The 16,743-nt window shown below is 53.2% G+C and carries 19 protein-coding genes; 18 read left to right on the plus strand and 1 reads right to left on the minus strand.

Annotation, left to right across the window (positions count from 1 at the left end; genetic code table 11):
- The first annotated feature begins 38 nt into the window (after nt 1-38).
- The 18 genes from HYS22_09160 (at nt 39) to HYS22_09245 (ending at nt 16,528) form a co-directional block, all read left to right on the plus strand.
- Entirely contained in the window at nt 39-389 is a 351-nt protein-coding gene (locus tag HYS22_09160; protein ID MBI1910319.1) for a hypothetical protein, read from the plus strand.
- A complete protein-coding gene (miaB, locus tag HYS22_09165; GenBank protein ID MBI1910320.1) occupies nt 376-1,689 on the plus strand; it encodes a tRNA (N6-isopentenyl adenosine(37)-C2)-methylthiotransferase MiaB in 1,314 nt (437 codons plus the stop codon). Before HYS22_09160 ends, miaB begins: the two co-directional genes overlap by 14 nt.
- A complete protein-coding gene (locus tag HYS22_09170; protein MBI1910321.1) occupies nt 1,682-2,218 on the plus strand; it encodes a bifunctional nuclease family protein in 537 nt (178 codons plus the stop codon). Before miaB ends, HYS22_09170 begins: the two co-directional genes overlap by 8 nt.
- A complete protein-coding gene (gene vanZ, locus HYS22_09175) occupies nt 2,199-2,651 on the plus strand; it encodes a VanZ family protein (protein ID MBI1910322.1) in 453 nt (150 codons plus the stop codon). The genes HYS22_09170 and vanZ overlap by 20 nt, the downstream gene beginning before the upstream one ends.
- Entirely contained in the window at nt 2,641-3,156 is a 516-nt protein-coding gene (locus tag HYS22_09180) for a gamma carbonic anhydrase family protein (GenBank protein MBI1910323.1), read from the plus strand. The genes vanZ and HYS22_09180 overlap by 11 nt, the downstream gene beginning before the upstream one ends.
- Nucleotides 3,110-4,267: a tRNA lysidine(34) synthetase TilS gene (gene tilS, locus HYS22_09185; GenBank protein MBI1910324.1), complete on the plus strand. Its 1,158-nt coding sequence runs from the start codon at nt 3,110-3,112 to the stop codon at nt 4,265-4,267. The genes HYS22_09180 and tilS overlap by 47 nt, the downstream gene beginning before the upstream one ends.
- A gap of 109 nt (nt 4,268-4,376) precedes the next feature.
- Complete coding sequence (locus tag HYS22_09190) at nt 4,377-6,290, plus strand: ATP-dependent metallopeptidase FtsH/Yme1/Tma family protein (GenBank protein ID MBI1910325.1); 1,914 nt, start codon at nt 4,377-4,379, stop codon at nt 6,288-6,290.
- A gap of 19 nt (nt 6,291-6,309) precedes the next feature.
- Nucleotides 6,310-7,149 (plus strand): dihydropteroate synthase, encoded by an 840-nt coding sequence (folP, locus tag HYS22_09195; GenBank protein MBI1910326.1) that lies wholly within the window; start codon nt 6,310-6,312, stop codon nt 7,147-7,149.
- Between the two features lie 19 nt (nt 7,150-7,168).
- Entirely contained in the window at nt 7,169-8,551 is a 1,383-nt protein-coding gene (locus HYS22_09200) for a phosphoglucosamine mutase (protein ID MBI1910327.1), read from the plus strand.
- A gap of 2 nt (nt 8,552-8,553) precedes the next feature.
- Nucleotides 8,554-9,270 carry a pyridoxine 5'-phosphate synthase gene (locus tag HYS22_09205; GenBank protein MBI1910328.1) on the plus strand — a complete coding sequence of 239 codons (717 nt, stop codon included), beginning with the start codon at nt 8,554-8,556 and terminating at the stop codon, nt 9,268-9,270.
- Complete coding sequence (locus tag HYS22_09210; GenBank protein MBI1910329.1) at nt 9,267-10,166, plus strand: NAD(P)H-hydrate dehydratase; 900 nt, start codon at nt 9,267-9,269, stop codon at nt 10,164-10,166. The genes HYS22_09205 and HYS22_09210 overlap by 4 nt, the downstream gene beginning before the upstream one ends.
- Before the next feature lie 27 nt (nt 10,167-10,193).
- Nucleotides 10,194-10,631, plus strand: coding sequence for a tRNA (adenosine(37)-N6)-threonylcarbamoyltransferase complex ATPase subunit type 1 TsaE (tsaE, locus tag HYS22_09215; GenBank protein ID MBI1910330.1), 438 nt, complete (start codon nt 10,194-10,196; stop codon nt 10,629-10,631).
- A 16-nt stretch (nt 10,632-10,647) separates the two neighbouring features.
- Nucleotides 10,648-11,865, plus strand: coding sequence for an aspartate kinase (locus tag HYS22_09220; GenBank protein MBI1910331.1), 1,218 nt, complete (start codon nt 10,648-10,650; stop codon nt 11,863-11,865).
- 31 nt (nt 11,866-11,896) lie between these two features.
- Nucleotides 11,897-13,525 (plus strand): citramalate synthase, encoded by a 1,629-nt coding sequence (locus HYS22_09225; GenBank protein ID MBI1910332.1) that lies wholly within the window; start codon nt 11,897-11,899, stop codon nt 13,523-13,525.
- A 47-nt stretch (nt 13,526-13,572) separates the two neighbouring features.
- Entirely contained in the window at nt 13,573-13,899 is a 327-nt protein-coding gene (locus HYS22_09230; protein ID MBI1910333.1) for a helix-hairpin-helix domain-containing protein, read from the plus strand.
- A gap of 144 nt (nt 13,900-14,043) precedes the next feature.
- The gene (locus tag HYS22_09235) at nt 14,044-14,250 is read left to right on the plus strand and encodes a 2-oxoisovalerate dehydrogenase (GenBank protein ID MBI1910334.1); all 207 of its coding nucleotides are present in this window, start codon (nt 14,044-14,046) and stop codon (nt 14,248-14,250) included.
- Nucleotides 14,247-14,492 (plus strand): type II toxin-antitoxin system HicA family toxin, encoded by a 246-nt coding sequence (locus HYS22_09240; GenBank protein MBI1910335.1) that lies wholly within the window; start codon nt 14,247-14,249, stop codon nt 14,490-14,492. The genes HYS22_09235 and HYS22_09240 overlap by 4 nt, the downstream gene beginning before the upstream one ends.
- Nucleotides 14,493-14,536: 44 nt before the next feature.
- Nucleotides 14,537-16,528, plus strand: a complete 1,992-nt coding sequence (locus HYS22_09245; protein MBI1910336.1) for a hypothetical protein — start codon at nt 14,537-14,539, stop codon at nt 16,526-16,528.
- A 43-nt stretch (nt 16,529-16,571) separates the two neighbouring features.
- On the opposite strand, the gene HYS22_09250 is transcribed toward HYS22_09245, so the two are convergent.
- Nucleotides 16,572-16,743, minus strand: a 172-nt coding sequence (locus HYS22_09250) for a hypothetical protein (protein MBI1910337.1), incomplete at its 5' end; no start/stop codon positions are given.

Consider the following 16,743-nt stretch of genomic DNA (forward strand, 5'->3'; position numbering starts at 1 on the left):
TTGAAATGCCGGATCAGAATGTTTAGGATGCCCGAGCCTTGAAGATCAAGATCTGCAAAGAGCCGGGTTGCAGTAATTCTCAAACCACGCAGAGCTACTGCCGCCTGCATTACCTCAAGAACTGGAAGCACCTCAAGGAAGAGGTCCGGAAAAAGGCGGCGGACCGGTTGAACAAGTATGTGGAAGGGATCTGCAAGAAAAATCCGGAAGGGTATGTCGATGCCGTCAAAAAGGATCTCCGGAATGAAAAATCGTTCGGACGATCTATGGATGACAACTGTCCTCACGATGAGATTGACGAGGTGTTGGAAAATATGGGGTACAAGGACGACTCCTCCGTGGAACAGCTGATATCCAACATCAAGATTGATGATGATTACAAATCCTAAAACTGTTTACATCAAAACATTCGGCTGTCAGATGAACGAAAACGACACCGAAACGATGTACGCCCTGCTTGCCGGCAAGGGGTATCGTCCCATCGACGATCCGAAAAAGGCGGATCTGGTGCTCGTCAACAGCTGTAGCATCCGTGAAAAATCGTACCAAAAGGCGCTCTCCGAACTCGGCCGTTTCAAGAAGATTGGGAAGAAAGAGTTAAAGATCGGCCTGACCGGTTGTGTGGCCTCGCAGGAGGGGGCAAAACTCCTGAAGCGGTTTCCCCACCTCAACCTTGTCCTGGGGACCGATCACCTGAATTCCCTGCCGGAGGCGGTGGAGTTGTTGTCGTCTCGTCCCCAGCTCACCCGTTCCGAACCGGTCGCCGAAGAAGATTATCTTTTTCCTGCTTTTTTTCAAGAGTCGGGAGTGAAGTCGTCGGTAACGATCATGAAAGGGTGTGACAATGCCTGCTCTTTCTGCATCGTTCCGTTTGTCCGGGGAAAAGAGATATCCCGCCCGCCGGACGAGATCCTGGCCGAGATCAAAAAGAAGGAGGAGGGCGGGGTACGGGAACTCCTCCTTTTGGGACAGAACGTCAATTCCTACGGTAAAAAACTAAGGCCGAAGACCACCTTTGTCGAACTCCTGCGCCGCATTGACGAAGAAACAGGGATCGCCCGTCTCCGTTACACCTCGCCTCACCCGAAGGATCTTTCCGACGAACTGATCGAAGAACAGGGGCGAAACCCGAAACTTTGCCGGCATATTCACCTCCCCGTGCAATCCGGCTCGAACTCTGTCCTGAAGAGGATGCGCCGTTCCTATACACGGGAGATTTATCGGCGCAAGGTCGATAAACTCAGGGCCAGGGTCCCGGATATCGCCATCTCCACAGACCTCATTGTCGGCTTTCCCGGTGAGACGGAGAGGGACTTTGAGGAAACCCTCTCGCTGGTTCGGGAGGTCGGTTTTCACAGCAGTTATTCCTTTGTCTATTCCCCCCGCCCGCAGACGGAGGCGTTCAGCCTGAGGGATGATCTCCCTCAAACCGTCAAGGAGGAGAGGCTGAAGATCCTCCAGGGGCTTCAGGAGGAGGTGGGGCTTGGAAGGAACCGTGAACTGGTCGGACGAAGGGAAGAGGTCCTGGTGGAGGGGGCCTCCCTCCGGGGAAATCATCTGACAGGCCGAACCACCTGGAATCATATCGTTAATTTCGATGGTGATCCCCTCCAGATTGGTGCTATACTGGAGGTAAGGATTACTGAGGCCTTTGCCTATTCACTCGCTGGGGAGGTCATCGATGGCTGAATCCAAGAAGACGGTTGCGGTCCCTGAATTGGTGGAGATGAAGGTGACCGGGCTCACCATTGATCCATTTACCAATATGCCGATCATCATCCTCAAAGACCTGGAGGAAAAGAGCGCCCTGCCGATTTGGATCGGTCTGATCGAGGCCTCCGCCATCGCGACGGAGCTGGAAAAGATCCAGCTCTCCCGCCCGATGACCCATGATCTGATCAAAAATCTCTTAGGGGCTCTTGGGGTCACCGTAAACAAGGTGGAGGTGAACGACCTGTCGGATAATACTTTTTATGCCCGTATTACCCTGACCCATGCCGGGAAGGAATTGACCCTCGATTCCCGTCCATCGGATGCGATTGCGATCGCCCTCCGGACCAAGGCTCCGATTTTTGTCGACAAGAAGGTGATGGAAAAGTCCCGCAAGATTGATGTCACTAAGGAAGGAAAGGGGGGGGAGGAAAAGATGAAGAAGGAAAAATGGAACGAGATTCTTGAAAACCTCTCTCTAGAAGATTTTGGCAAATACAAAATGTGACCGGCCGCTTGAGCGATCGGTCATCCTGAGCAAAGCGAAGGATCCCATCGTCATCCGTATCATTCGTTATTGGCTCCCGTTGATTGCGTACGCCGGGCTGATTTTTTATCTCTCCTCGCTTCCCCGTTTGTCGATTCCCCAGTGGTTTCCCCATATTGATAAGGCGGCTCATTTTCTGGAATATGGCGGTCTTGGTTTTCTTTGCGTCCGTGTTGTCCGTTTCCGTTTCCGGGAGATTCGAAAAGTTGAGATTCTCGGGGCGTTATTGGGATTGGCCTATGGGGCGACTGATGAGATCCACCAGTTCTTCGTTCCGGGGCGCGAATCCTCATTGACGGATCTGCTGGTGGACGGTATAGGGGCGGCTGTCGGGGCGGTTTTTTATTTCTACTTGAGGGGAAAAATCTTCCGTGGGAAAGAGCCTGCCGTTTGAGGGAAAACAACCGTCGCTCGCCCCTTCCGTATTTCTGGCAAAAGGGGCGATCGTCATTGGGGATGTCACCATCGGGGAAGATTCCTCCGTTTGGTACAACAGTGTTGTCCGGGGAGATATTCATTCGATCCGGATCGGCAAACGAACCAACATCCAGGACCTTTCCGTTGTTCATGTGGAATCGGGTCTTTTCTCGACAACCCTTGCGGATGAAGTGACCGTCGGTCACGGGGTGATCCTTCATGGTTGTCAGATTCACCGGCTGGCGCTGATCGGGATGGGGGCCGTTATCATGAATGGAGTGGTCATCGGGGAGCAGGCGGTTGTGGGGGCCGGATCGCTGGTGACCGAGGGGACCGTCGTCCCGCCGCGAACCCTCGTCTTGGGAAGCCCCGCCAGGGTCAAAAGGGATTTAACCAAGGAGGAGCTGGCGCTCCTGCCAGTTTCGGCAGAACATTATGTCCAGTACTCCAGACGTCATCAAAAAATTCCGCGAGGCGATTAGGGCCTTTTCGCTTTTAACCCGAGGGGACAAGGTGTTGATTGCCCTCTCCGGAGGGCCCGATTCCGTTGTTCTCACCCATCTCCTCGGACTGGTCCGCAGGGAGCTGGGTTTAAGTCTTTCGGCAATCCATATCAATCATGCCCTGAGGGGAGAGGAATCGGAACGGGAGGCGGTTTGGGTTAGAGGGTTTTGTCAAAAGTTGGGGATTCCTCTGACCCTCAAAAAATTGTTCTGGCCCGCCGGCAAGAGGTCAAACTTGCAGGAAAAGGCCCGTGAGAAAAGGTACCGGGCCTTTCTTGAGGTGGCGGAAAAGGAGGGGGCTCATAAGGTGGCAACGGCCCACCATGCCGATGACCAGATGGAAACTGTCCTGATGCGATTCTTACAGGGGGCGGGGATTGAAGGGTTGTCGGGGATTCCTGTAAAACGAACGCTTGGACAGGTCACTCTTATCCGCCCCCTCATCTTTCTCACCAAAAAAGAGATCCTCACCTACGCCCGACAAAATAAACTGAAATATAAAACTGATTCCTCCAATCTCAAGGACAAATACTGGCGCAACAGCCTTCGGCTGGTTGTTATTCCTAAACTCCTTAAGGTGAACCCGACGCTCAGCAATAACATCACCCGGATGACTCTTTCTCTCCGAAGGGACAGCGATTTATTAAACGAGGTTGCGGGTGAAACCTATGACCGTCTGGCTCAAAAAGGGGATCGGTCCGTTGGTTTTGTCCTGGACCCATTCATGACTCTTCCTCCGGCAATCCAGATCCGGCTTTTCAAGAAGGGGCTGGAAGAAATCGGTCCCGGCATCCGGGGACTTTCGCACCATTTGGAGAGGATGCTCGATCTGGCCGCCAATAAAAATCAAAAGGCCTCCTATGCCCTTCCGGGAGGCCGCTACTTTGAAAAAGAAGATGGATTTTTGAGAATTTTTGCCGCTACAAAGAATGGCCGGGCGGCCGCCATCCTGATGAACCCTGACGAGGTCGAAAGCTGGCGGGAAACTCTGGCCGTGCGGCAGGATCATGCGTTAATGAGAGAGATCCGAAGGGGACTCAAAGGGCTGGCTCGGGCAAAGAAAACTACTACCTTGAATGGGTTATTTTGAAAACCAGCTTAAATTCTGGAAATTGTTGCCATCGGTCCCCGGGAGTCCATTTATCAGGAAACCGCTCGCCGGTTGACAAGATCTCAAGGCTGATGGTACCTTAATCCTGATGAAACAGTCCCAAAAAACCATCGCTCTTTGGGCCGTTATTATCCTACTCTCGGTCTCTATCCTGCATTTCTTGAATACCCGCAAGACCTTGAGAAAAGAGATCAGTTTCAGCGAATTTATCAGTTCCGTCCAACAGGGAAAGATCGAAAAAGTCGCCATTCAGGATGATGAATATACCGGAAAGTTCAAGGAACACTTTGAGGGAGGAGGCTATTTTGAAACGGTTGGTCCGGCCCAGAGTGAAAAGGCGTTTGAGATCCTGAACCGGTCCGGGGTTCAAATCGAGTTTCGCAAGAGGCAGGAGACACCGATCTGGCAACAGATCCTGATTTCCTGGCTTCCGATGATCCTGCTTTTTCTCTTTTTCTTCTTTTCCATGCGGCAGATCCAGGTCGGCGGGGGGAGGGCGCTCAGTTTTGGCCGGAGCAAGGCCCGTTTGTTAAATGAGAGTCAAAAGAAAATAACCTTCAAGGATGTGGCTGGTGTGGAAGAAGCCAAGTATGAATTGGAAGAAATTATCGCCTTCCTGAAGGAACCAAAAAAGTTTACCAAACTGGGGGGGCGGATCCCGAAGGGGGTCTTGCTTGTCGGTCCTCCGGGGACCGGGAAAACCCTGCTGGCCAAGGCGGTTGCCGGCGAGGCCTCCGCTCCATTCTTTTCTATCTCCGGTTCTGACTTTGTCGAAATGTTTGTCGGGGTCGGCGCCTCCCGTGTCCGGGACCTCTTTGAACAGGGGAAAAAGAACGCCCCCTGCATTATCTTTATCGATGAAATAGACGCCGTTGGCCGCCACCGTGGCGCCGGTCTTGGCGGTGGGCATGACGAGCGGGAACAGACCTTGAACCAGCTTCTCGTGGAGATGGACGGTTTTGAATCCAGTGAAGGGGTCATCATCATGGCGGCAACTAACCGTCCGGATGTCCTGGACCCGGCCCTCCTCAGGGCAGGACGTTTTGACCGTCGCGTGGTTGTCCCGCGTCCGGACCTGAAAGGGAGGGAAGAGATCCTTAAAGTTCATACGCGGAAAACTGTCCTGGCCACAGATGTTGATCTTTCGGTCATTGCCAGAGGCTCACCCGGCTTTGCGGGGGCCGATCTGGAAAACCTGGTGAATGAGGCGGCCCTGAATGCGGCCCGTTATGACAAGAAACAGATCGAGATGAGCGATTTCGAACTGGCCAAAGACAAGGTCCTGATGGGGGCGGAGAGAAAGAGCATGATCCTCTCCGAAGAAGAGAAGAGGACAATCGCCTACCACGAATCAGGCCACACCCTTGTCGCGAGACTGCTTCCCGGAACCGATCCGGTTCACAAGGTTACCATCATCCCCAGAGGGATGGCGTTGGGGCTCACGCAACAGCTCCCGATTGATGAGCGTCATCTGCACTCCAAGGAGTATGCCGAAAACATGATTTCGGTCCTGATGGGGGGGCGGTCGGCCGAGGAGTTAATCTTTAACGTCCAGACGACAGGCGCCGGGGATGATATTGACAAGGCGACCGAACTCGCCCGCAAGATGGTTTGTGAATGGGGGATGAGCGAACTGGGCCCCTTGAGTTTTGGCCGAAAGGAAGGGGAGATTTTTCTGGGCCGCGATTTCATGCAACAGCAGGAGTACAGCGAACAGACAGCCATTTCAATCGATCAGGAAGTCAGCAAGATTATCGCCAGAAATTACGAAAGGGCCAAAAAGCTCCTGAAAGAGAATAGCGATACCCTTAAAAATATTGCCAAGTACCTCCTGGAATACGAATCACTGGATGGGGACCAGATTGACCGGATCATCCGTGGTGAGAAGCTGGATCCGCCGCGCAAACCAAACCCACCAGCGGCCGCCGCTGAAACGGTTAAATCAGTAGAAGAGAAGGTTGAGATCCCCTCAGGGGTTCTTCCTGTCCCAGGAAAGGCTTAATGGTTCGACTTAGCTCACCATGTCCCGTATGAAAATCGGGAGTCGCTTTTTCAATTTCAAAAAAGAAATTGCCGTCATGGGAATCTTGAATGTCACCCCGGATTCCTTCTCCGACGGCGACTGCTGGCTGGATCCGGAAAAGGCCCTTGAACAGGCGCTGAAAATGGCGGAAGAGGGGGCGGACCTGATCGATATCGGCGGGGAGTCAACCCGGCCCGGTGCCCCTTCGGTCTCTCTGGAAGAAGAAAAAAAGCGGGTCTTGCCGGTTTTGAAAAAAATCCGTCCCCGTCTTTCCATCCCGATCTCGATCGATACCCAAAAGGCGGCCCTGGCCCGCGAAGCGCTGGAGGAAGGGGCGGACCTCATCAACGATGTCAGCGCGGCAACCTTCGATCCGGAAATGGCCTCCGTGGTTGGAAAGGCCGGGTGCCCACTGGTCCTGATGCATATGAGGGGAAGACCGGAGACGATGCAAAAAGAAATCATCTACCGGGATGTCGTGGGCGAAGTCTTGCAATACCTTCAGCAAAGAATAGAATCTCTTTCAAGAATCGGTGTCTCCCGGGACCGGCTCATCATGGATCCCGGCATCGGGTTCGGGAAGGAATTTGAACACAACCGACAACTGTTGCAGAATTTACGAAAATTCCAGACGCTGGAATGTCCGGTGATGGTTGGCGTCTCTAGAAAATCATTTTTGGGAAAAATTTCAGGAAGGGTTCCGCAGGATCGCCTGCTGGAGAGTGTCGCCGCCTCTTTTTACGCCGCCTTGAACGGGGCTTCGATCCTTCGCGTACACGACGTCGCCGAAACCCGTCGCGTTTTGAACGTCGCAGAGGCCTTGCTAAAAAGGGCTTAAGGAGCTATACGCCCCCCCTATGACTCGAAAACTCTTCGGCACCGACGGCGTCAGGGGAGTTGCCAACAGGGAACCGATGACCTCCGAGGTGGCCCTGGCCCTGGGAAGGGCGATCGCCGCCATCTCGAAGTCTCATCACCGGAGGGTGATTCACCCAAGGGTGATTCACCCAAGACACCGGATCCTGATCGGCAAAGACACCCGTCTTTCCGGCTATATGTTGGAAACTGCTCTCGCCTCAGGGATCTGTTCAATGGGGACCGACGTCCTTCTGGTAGGGCCTTTGCCAACACCGGCGGTCGCTTTTCTGACCCGTTCGATGAGGGCCGATGCCGGGGTGGTGATCTCCGCTTCGCACAACCTGTATCAGGATAACGGGATAAAATTTTTTGATGCGAAAGGTTTCAAACTGCCGGATGAAGAAGAACTGGAAATCGAAAAAATAGTTTTTAACACCGATGCCAAAAGCCCAAGACCGACGGCCGATCATATCGGCAAGGCGTTCCGGGTGGATGATGCCAGCGGTCGCTATATTTCCTACCTGAAAGGGTTGTTTCCGGAGGGGATGACGCTCGAAGGGATCAAGGTGGTTTTGGATTGCGCCCATGGCGCCGCTTATGGTGTCGCTCCAACCATTCTGGAAGAACTGGGGGCGGAGGTGGTCCGGATCGGCGTCACCCCGAACGGCACCAACATCAATGAAGGAGTAGGGGCCCTTTACCCCGAAAAGATGCAGGAGACCGTGAAAAAGGAAAAGGCCGCTATCGGTATCGCCCTGGATGGGGATGCCGACCGTGCCGTTTTTTGCGATGAAAGGGGAGATCGGGTTCCTGGGGATGCCGTTTTGGCAATCCTCGCCAAAGATCTTCTGGATAAGGGGCGCCTGGCGCAAAAGGGGTTTGTGGCGACGGTCATGAGCAATCTCGCCCTGGAACATCTCGCCCAATCCTGGGGGTGTCAGCTCTTCAAGGCGGCGGTGGGGGACCGTTACGTGGTGGAGGAGCTCAGAAAGAGAAAACTGAATTTTGGTGGTGAACAGTCGGGGCATATTGTCTTTTTAGATCATGCCACAACCGGTGACGGGATGCTGGCGGCCATTCGTTTGCTGGAAATCGTTGTCTCCTCCGGAAGACCGGTCTCCGAGCTGGCCCGGATTCTCAAACCGTATCCCCAGGTCTTGATCAACGTGAAGGTGAGGGAGAAGAAACCGTTTGAGGAGATTGCCGCCGTTCGGGATCAGGCGGCCCGCGTTGAAAAGGAATTGTCGGGAAAGGGAAGGCTCCTTCTCCGTTATTCCGGCACAGAAAACTTGGCCCGCGTGATGATCGAAGGGGAGAATGAACAAAAAATTCAGAAACTGGCTGAAGATCTTGCCGGTTGCCTTCAAAAGAATCTTGGTTAGTTATGGCCCGCCTCGGCGTCAACATCGATCATATCGCCACCCTCCGTCAGGTTCGCGGAACCAGATACCCCGACCCTGCCGGGGCCTCTCTGATTGTGGAACAGGCCGGTGCCGATCAGATTACCGTCCACCTCAGGGAGGACCGCCGTCATATCCAGGACCGGGATCTTCGGACGCTCCGGCATACGGTCCAGACAGAACTGAATCTGGAGAGTGCGGTTCTTGAGGCCATGGTCGTCCTCGCTGTTGACGTCCGTCCCAATACGGTTACCTTCGTCCCTGAAAGACGGAAAGAGCTGACGACAGAAGGGGGACTCGACGTTTACGGCAACAGAAAACAACTGAAGGAAAAGACCGAACAGCTCAAAAAAGCCGGCATCCGTGTCAGCTTTTTTATCGATCCCGAGGAGCGTCAGATCCGGGAGAGCCGTGAAATCGGCGCCGACACGATCGAGATCCACACAGGCCGCTATGCCGATGCCACGACTCCCGACGAAGTAAAAAAAGAATTTGAAAGGATCCGGCAATCGGCACTCCTTGGCAAGCAGTTGGGGCTTTATGTCGCCGCCGGGCATGGACTCCACTATCAAAACACCGGTCCCCTGGCCGCTATTCCGGAGATTCAGGAGTTCAACATCGGCCATGCGATTATCGCCAGGGCACTGTTTGTAGGATTGGAACAGGCGGTGCGTGAAATAGTGGCGATCGTAAAAAAATGAATTTTCTAAAAATCCTCAAACCCCGCAAAAAGGATTCCCACAAGGGAGACTACGGTCACGTCTTGATCGTTGCCGGAAGTGTGGGAAAACTGGGGGCCGCGTTAATGACCTGCCGTGCCGCGCTCAGGACCGGTTCAGGGCTGGTCACCCTGGCCCTACCGGACAAGGCCTTTAAAAAAATCCCCAAAAATTTGTTGGAGGTGATGTATCTGCCGCTCCCGTCGGATAAAAACGGCGAGTTTTCTGGCGACGGGGACATGGTGAGTTTATCGAACCATGGCCGCCCAAAATATAAAGACAAAACCGTTATCGCAGTCGGTCCAGGGATGGGAACCGGTCCAGGTTCTCGAAAAATAGTTCAATCGCTTCTAAAAACCGATCTTCCGCTCGTGATTGATGCGGATGGGTTGAATTGTCTGGCGCTGGAAAAATTAAAGGGATTGAAGGGGAGGAGAGCACCGACCATTCTGACCCCACATCCGGGGGAGATGATAAGGTTACTATCCGTCTCCCCCTTGGTACCGGGTACCTTTTGGCCAAAAGGTACCCGGTACCAAAAACCCAAAGTTGATAGGACCCGCCAATTCGCCAAGAAATACGGCGTTCATCTGGTCCTCAAAGGGTACCGGACCGTTATCGCCAGTCCCGAAGGAAAGATTTCTATCAACCCGACCGGCAACCCCGCCATGGCGACCGCCGGGATGGGGGATGTCTTGACCGGGATGATTGCCAGCCTTATTGGACAGGACCCGTTCTCCCTGGGGTCGGCCATCCGCGCCGCCGTCTACCTCCATGGCCTGATTGGTGACCGGTGGGCCGCAAGGCATGGCGATCGCGGGATGATGGCGGGAGATCTGATTGAGGGGATTCCGGATGCAATCCGACATTGGGTATAAGGAACGGGGTCGAGACAGGACCCGTTGATGCTATTGATATCCCACAGCCCCAAAGAAACCCGGCAGTTTGCCGCCAACCTGGCAAAGAAGATGAAACCGGGCACTGTTTTGGCATTAATCGGCGACCTCGGTAGTGGCAAAACAACCTTCGTGCAGGGATTGGCCGAGGGGCTCGGGATTTCCAAAAAATATTATGTCAACTCCCCGACCTTCACGCTGATCAATGAGTATGAGGGCAAAATCCCTCTTTTTCACTTCGACCTTTATCGATTGGGGTCCGTGAAGGAATTGGCCGATCTCGGTTTTGAGGAGTATCTGGAGAAAAACGGGATTGTGGTGGTGGAGTGGGCGGAAAAATTGCCTCCCGCGGAATTGCAAAAAATGGTGGTTGTTCGTTTTTCCATGCTTGCAGGAGAAAAAAGACAGATTGAGATTGTTCCCCCTCTTAGTGTAAGAGGGGGCTAGGGGGCGTTAGTAGAAAATGTTGATTGTTCAAAAATACGGCGGCACCTCAGTCGGCGATCTGGACCGGATTCGGAACGTTGCCAAGAGGGTGATGGCCGCAAAAAAGGAAGGGCACGATGTCATCGTTGTCGTTTCCGCCATGGCGGGGGAAACAAACCGTCTGGTCGATCTGGCCCACAAAATTGCCGAAGAGCCGGACGGCCGGGAATACGACATGCTCGTTTCAACGGGAGAGCAGGTCACCATCGCCCTTCTGGCCCTGGCCCTCAAGGGAATGGGGGTGCCGGCACGGTCGTTCCTGGGACACCAACTCCGGATCATGACCGACAGCGCCTTTTCCAAGGCCCGGATCAAGAGTATTGATGCCGATTTCATCCGTCACGAATTGGCCAAGGGGCAGGTCCTGGTGGTCGCCGGCTTTCAGGGGATTGATACGGAAGGAAATATTACCACTCTGGGCCGGGGCGGTTCCGATACGACAGCCGTGGCCTTGGCCGCCGCCCTCAAAGCGGAGGCCTGTGAAATTTATACCGATGTGGATGGTGTCTATACGGCAGACCCGCGGATCGAACCGAAGGCCCGTCGACTGGATCGGGTCGCGTATGAAGAAATGCTGGAGATGGCCTCGCAGGGGGCCAAGGTATTGCAAATCCGGTCGGTGGAGATGGCGGCCAAATACACTGTGCCCCTCTGGGTAAAATCGTCATTCAATAACGAGAAAGGAACCTTGGTGACAAAGGAGGATGCTTCCATGGAAAATGTTGTTGTTTCGGGCGTCGCCCACGACAAAAATGAGGCGAAGGTGGCGGTGCGGCGGCTTCCGGACCGTCCCGGTATCGCCTCCGGTCTTTTTACACCGATCAGTAACGCCAATATCAATGTGGATATGATCATCCAGAACGTCAGTGAGGATGGTTTTACCGATCTCACCTTCACCGTGCCTCAGGCGGATCTCAAAAAGGCGCTCAGTCTGGCCCAAAAAACCGCCAAGGAACTCGGCTCGGACAAAGTGGATGCGGATGAAAAGATCGCGAAGGTCTCGGTTATCGGTGTCGGGATGCGGTCACACGCCGGTGTTGCCGCCCGGATGTTCACCACACTGGCGGAGGAAAAGATCAATATCCAGATGATCTCCACCTCGGAGATCAAGATTTCCGTCGTGGTGGATGAAAAGGATATGGAACGGGCCGTTCGGGCGTTGCACAAGGCGTTTAATCTGAATCAACAAAGCTGATCCATCCCGAACGAAGTGAGGGGTCTCCCGCATGCAAATTGAGTTATATGACACCACTCTCCGCGACGGCGCCCAGTCGGAGGAAATTTCTTTCACGGTAGAGGATAAACTCCGGATCGCCAAAAAGCTGGACGAACTCGGGATCCACTACATCGAGGGCGGGTGGCCGGGATCGAATCCGAAAGACGAAGAATTTTTTGCGCGGGTCCGCTCTCTCAATCTAAAAAATGCCAGGATCGCCGCCTTCGGGAGTACTCGCAAGAAGGGGATTACCGCGGAAAAAGACCCGAACCTCAAGGCGCTTGTCGCGGTCGGGACCCCGGTTGTCACCATCTTTGGAAAGAGCTGGGATTTTCATGTAAAAGAGGCGCTGGGGATCTCTCTCGAAGAAAATCTGGAGTTGATCCGAGACTCCATCAGTTTCCTCAAAAAAAATTGCCCGGAAGTCCTCTTTGATGCCGAACATTTCTTCGACGGGTTTAAAAAGAATCCGGAATATGCCGTGGCCACACTCAAGGCCGCTTCTGAGGCTGGGGCAAAGGTCCTGGTCCTCTGCGACACCAACGGCGGGACATTGCCGGATGAGATTGAAAGTATTATCAAAAATGTGAAAAATAAATTTCCCTCTCCCTTGATGGGAGAGGGTAAGGGTGAGGGTGATCCCGTCCTCGGCTTTCATGGCCATAATGACTCGGAAACCGGCGTTGCCAACGCCTTGGCCGCCGTGGCGGCAGGGTGCCGTCATATTCAGGGAACAATCAACGGGATCGGTGAACGGTGCGGCAATGCGAATCTGGTCTCCATTATCCCGAACCTTCAGCTCAAGATCGGTTTTTCCTGTATCGCGCCTGAACAGTTGAGCCGTCTCAAGGAGGTCTCCCGCTATGTGGATGAGCTGGCCAACCGGATCCCGCTGACCCACCAACCTTATGTGGGGGAGGCCGCCTTCGCTCACAAGGGGGGAGTGCATGTCTCCGCGATCCTCAAGAATCAGGCGACCTACGAACATATCCGCCCGGAAGAGGTCGGCAACCGGAGACGTGTCCTTGTCTCCGACCTGGCCGGCCGTTCCAGTATCCTTTATAAGGCGAAGGAGTTCGGCATTGAACTCGATTCCCAATCCTCCGTGGTTTCTGGCATCGTCAAACAACTCAAAGAGATGGAAAATGCTGGCTACCAGTTTGAGGGGGCTGAAGCCTCCTTTGAAATCCTGATCCGGCGGGCCCTGAAGCAATATAAAAATTTCTTTACCCTGATTCATTTCAGCGTTGTGGATGAGAAAAAGGGAGAGGACCATGGCATGGCAGTGCCCGGTCACGCCTCGGCCAAGGCGACACTCGAAATTGAAGTGAATGGCAAAAAGGAAAGGGCGGAGGCCAAGGGGGTAGGGCCGGTTAACGCCCTGGACACAGCCCTGCGGAAGGCGCTGGAACGATTTTATCCCGAACTTGGCAAGGTCCGTCTGATCGACTACAAGGTCCGTGTCCTGCCGGCGGGGAGGGCGACCGCCTCTCAGGTGCGTGTCCTGATCGAATCAACCGACGGCCGTGAAAAATGGGGGACCGTCGGCGTCTCGCAAAATATCATCGAGGCCTCCTGGATGGCGCTCGTCGATTCGCTGGAATACAAATTGTTAAAATCCCCCTTCATCCCCCTTTGACAAAGGGGGACACAAGGGGGATTTTTGAAAGGGGGTCAGGGGGCGATATGACCGGAGCCACCAGCCGCTACCTTGTTCTCGCCCTCATGCTCCTTTCCCTCTTTTCACTCCACCAATGCCTCGATCACCGAAACGAAACACAGGAATTTTCACCTCTCCCGGCCACCTCATTTCTGTTGGGGCAAAAAATTCCGATCAACACCGCTGACCCAAAAATGCTGGAGGCCCTGCCCGGGATCGGGCCAAAACTGGCGCAGAGGATTGTTGAGGATCGCCGTATGAACGGACCGTTCAAGAATGAAAAGGAACTGCTCCGGGTCCCCGGCCTCGGCCCCAAAAAAGTAGAGGCGATCCGTTCATTGATTGATTTTTGATTGGTTCCCCTTCTTAACAGAAGTGGCAGAAGTGTACCGGGGACACATCCAACCTACTGGGCATAAGAATAATCGGGGGCCTTGGGGTCGGGGCAGGTTAAAAAGCCTATTGCAGAAGCGGTGCTGATTTGTTACCTTTTAAGTATGAATGAAATCATCTTTATGGTGGAAGAGGCCCCGGAAGGCGGATTCACGGCCAAGGCCTTGGGGGTGTCTATTTTTACAGAAGCGGATGATTTAGAAGCCCTCCAATCAGAAATTCGTGACGCGGTGTCTTGTCATTTCGGTGAAGGTCAAAAACCCTCTGTTATTCGTCTCCATTTTGTCAAAGAAGAAGTCATTGCCGTATGAGGTTGCCCCGTAACCTCTCCGGTGAAGATCTTACCAAACAGCTTTCCGTTTTTGGATACAAGATCACGAGACAAACCGGTTCTCACATGAGGTTAACAACCCACGAGAGGGGAGAACATCATATCACTATCCCCAGACACCCATCTCTTCGGATTGGAACATTGGCCTCTGCCCTTTCCGACGTTGCTCTTCATTTCAACCTTGACCGTCAAGAATTAATGGCACGACTCTTTAAAAAGTAATTTCCCCCTCGCATTTTTCCATCAATTTGGGTTAATTGGAAGGGATGATGGTTCGACTTAGCCCACCATCTCCCTGGATTGCTTCGCTCTTGCTCGCAATCACCCTCACCACCTGCGGTTCTTCATCGGACGTGACGGGGGAGTTGGTGTTGAATGATGGTGCCGATTCGGTGGAGGGGTTGACGGTGACCGCCAAACTGACCGGCTCTTCCACCAAGGACAACGTTACCGCCTATATTCTCTCGGAGGATCCAACAGCCCCTGCTATCGATTCCACTTTGTGGATCAGTATTGATCCTGGTAATCCGATCATGGTGGAGACCGGTTTTAATCTCTCTCCGGCGGTAGGGAATCATATTATCTATGCCTGGTTGAAGGATTTGCAGGGGAACATCTCGGACGAGATAACCGCTTCGATTACGGTTCAATCCCCTCCCGGAGGAATCACCGGGGCGATTACCATTAATAGCGGGGCCACCTATACCAGCACCAGAGAGTTGAGTTTAGTGCTTTCAGGCTTAAGCGAAGGAACAATCACGGGGTATTTGGTATCGGAGGATAAGAATGCGCCGGGGGTGAATGCGGGGGGTTGGGTGAGTGCTTTCTCCCCCTCACCCGTCCTTCGGACACCCTCTCCCACAGGTGGAGAGGGCAAGAATCAGGTACCCTCTCCCTTGACGGGAGAGGGCGAGGGTGAGGGTGCCAAAACAAGCACCTCCGGTTTCTCCAAGACTACAATTACGTTAGACACAACCGCCCCCACAGGAACACTGTTGATTGATGGTGGGAATAAATTAACGCTGGAGTCTGATGCGGATGTCTCCGAGTCGGTCACCGCAACGGACAACAGCGGGATTATCGCTTATTTATTTTCCACAGACTCTACCCCTCCTGCTGTTTCTTCCAGCTCCTGGGTTGCCATTGGTTCAACCGGTTCACTCACCCAATCCCAAAACACCACGTTATCCTCTCCGATGAAAGGCAAAAAGACCTTGTATGTTCATCTCAAAGACAAGGCGAATAACATCCAAACCCTCTCGGATGAGATTGAGGTGTTGAGGATACTGACAACCGGCAACGAAACCGGTTTTGGGCAGTACACCTCAATTGCTGTTGATTCATCGGGAAACCCCTCCATCTCCCTTTACAGGGGTTCAAGTGGTGATCTGGGACTGAATTCTAATCCAAACTTTAGTCAAAACGGAAATAACGCCGCTTTTAGCTACACCGGTATTGATGGCATTGGGGATGTCGGTGCCGGGACCTCGATTGCCGTTGATTCAAATAACAAGCTCCATATCGCCTATCGGGACACCACCAACAGCACCCTGAAGTATGCCACCAACAAGAGCGGCTCCTGGGTCCCGGAAACCATCGAGGCGGGGGGGGTCTCTCCCTCCATCGCCGTGGATTCGAATGGAACCGTCCATATCTCTCATCAGGCCTCTAATAAAGTACGGTACGTCACCGGAACAGCGGGGAGTTGGAGTGGGCAGGAAGTACTTTCCACTGGAAATTTTGCCGCTGTAGGTGCTTCAAGCCTAGTAGTAGACACAAATAATAAGGTTTACGTTGTTGGATCTAATCTTCCATCAAATAATCTTTATTATACTACAAATAAGTTGGGTTCTTGGTCATCGGAAGAAAAAGTCAGTGATAATGCAGCGGGTGCTTCTGTAGCTGTCAATAAGACAGGAATCGTTTACATAAGTTTCAGCAAAAGCAATGCCCTTACTTTGGCAACCAATTCAGGAAGTGGCTGGAATATCACAACGATTGACTCAACAATGACGGTAGGTTTGGACGCTATTTCTACTGATTCAACCGGCCATATATATATTTGCTATTACGATGCCACCAACAAAGACCTAAAATACGCGACCAACCTGACCGGCAGTTGGGTCACGATGACCCTGGATTCAACTGGGGATATCGGCAACTACTGCGACATTGCGATTGATTTGAATGATAGGTTGCATATCTCTTATTACGATGCGACGAATGGTCGGGCGAAGTACGCGACGACTTCTGATTAAGTCAGACCCCTCCCTGACCCTCCCCTTGGTAAGGAGAGGGGACTTATTGGGGAATGCAGGAAAAATCACAGGAAAGACCGGCTGTAAGACAGGTCGTCAGGTAATTATTACAGCTCTCCACCGCCTCGGAACCGTTGTTCATGATCATCAACTCGTCCATCAAGCCCTCGTAAGGATGCTCTCCCGTAGAAACACGATACCCCACATCCAATGAT

This window comes from Deltaproteobacteria bacterium (assembly GCA_016177765.1).
Lineage (GTDB): Bacteria > UBA10199 > UBA10199 > JACPAL01 > JACOUP01 > JACOUP01.

Bases quoted from the DNA above. Each gene is read 5' to 3' on its own strand.
- HYS22_09170 (MBI1910321.1), top strand. From the start codon at position 1,682: ATGGCTGAATCCAAGAAGACGGTTGCGGTCCCTGAATTGGTGGAGATG.
- HYS22_09245 (MBI1910336.1), top strand. From the start codon at position 14,537: ATGATGGTTCGACTTAGCCCACCATCTCCCTGGATTGCTTCGCTCTTG.
- HYS22_09240 (MBI1910335.1), top strand. From the start codon at position 14,247: ATGAGGTTGCCCCGTAACCTCTCCGGTGAAGATCTTACCAAACAGCTT.
- HYS22_09210 (MBI1910329.1), top strand. From the start codon at position 9,267: ATGAATTTTCTAAAAATCCTCAAACCCCGCAAAAAGGATTCCCACAAG.
- HYS22_09190 (MBI1910325.1), top strand. From the start codon at position 4,377: ATGAAACAGTCCCAAAAAACCATCGCTCTTTGGGCCGTTATTATCCTA.
- tsaE (MBI1910330.1), top strand. From the start codon at position 10,194: ATGCTATTGATATCCCACAGCCCCAAAGAAACCCGGCAGTTTGCCGCC.
- HYS22_09205 (MBI1910328.1), top strand. From the start codon at position 8,554: ATGGCCCGCCTCGGCGTCAACATCGATCATATCGCCACCCTCCGTCAG.
- folP (MBI1910326.1), top strand. From the start codon at position 6,310: ATGTCCCGTATGAAAATCGGGAGTCGCTTTTTCAATTTCAAAAAAGAA.
- tilS (MBI1910324.1), top strand. From the start codon at position 3,110: ATGTCCAGTACTCCAGACGTCATCAAAAAATTCCGCGAGGCGATTAGG.
- HYS22_09220 (MBI1910331.1), top strand. From the start codon at position 10,648: ATGTTGATTGTTCAAAAATACGGCGGCACCTCAGTCGGCGATCTGGAC.
- HYS22_09230 (MBI1910333.1), top strand. From the start codon at position 13,573: ATGACCGGAGCCACCAGCCGCTACCTTGTTCTCGCCCTCATGCTCCTT.
- HYS22_09235 (MBI1910334.1), top strand. From the start codon at position 14,044: ATGAATGAAATCATCTTTATGGTGGAAGAGGCCCCGGAAGGCGGATTC.
- HYS22_09225 (MBI1910332.1), top strand. From the start codon at position 11,897: ATGCAAATTGAGTTATATGACACCACTCTCCGCGACGGCGCCCAGTCG.
- HYS22_09200 (MBI1910327.1), top strand. From the start codon at position 7,169: ATGACTCGAAAACTCTTCGGCACCGACGGCGTCAGGGGAGTTGCCAAC.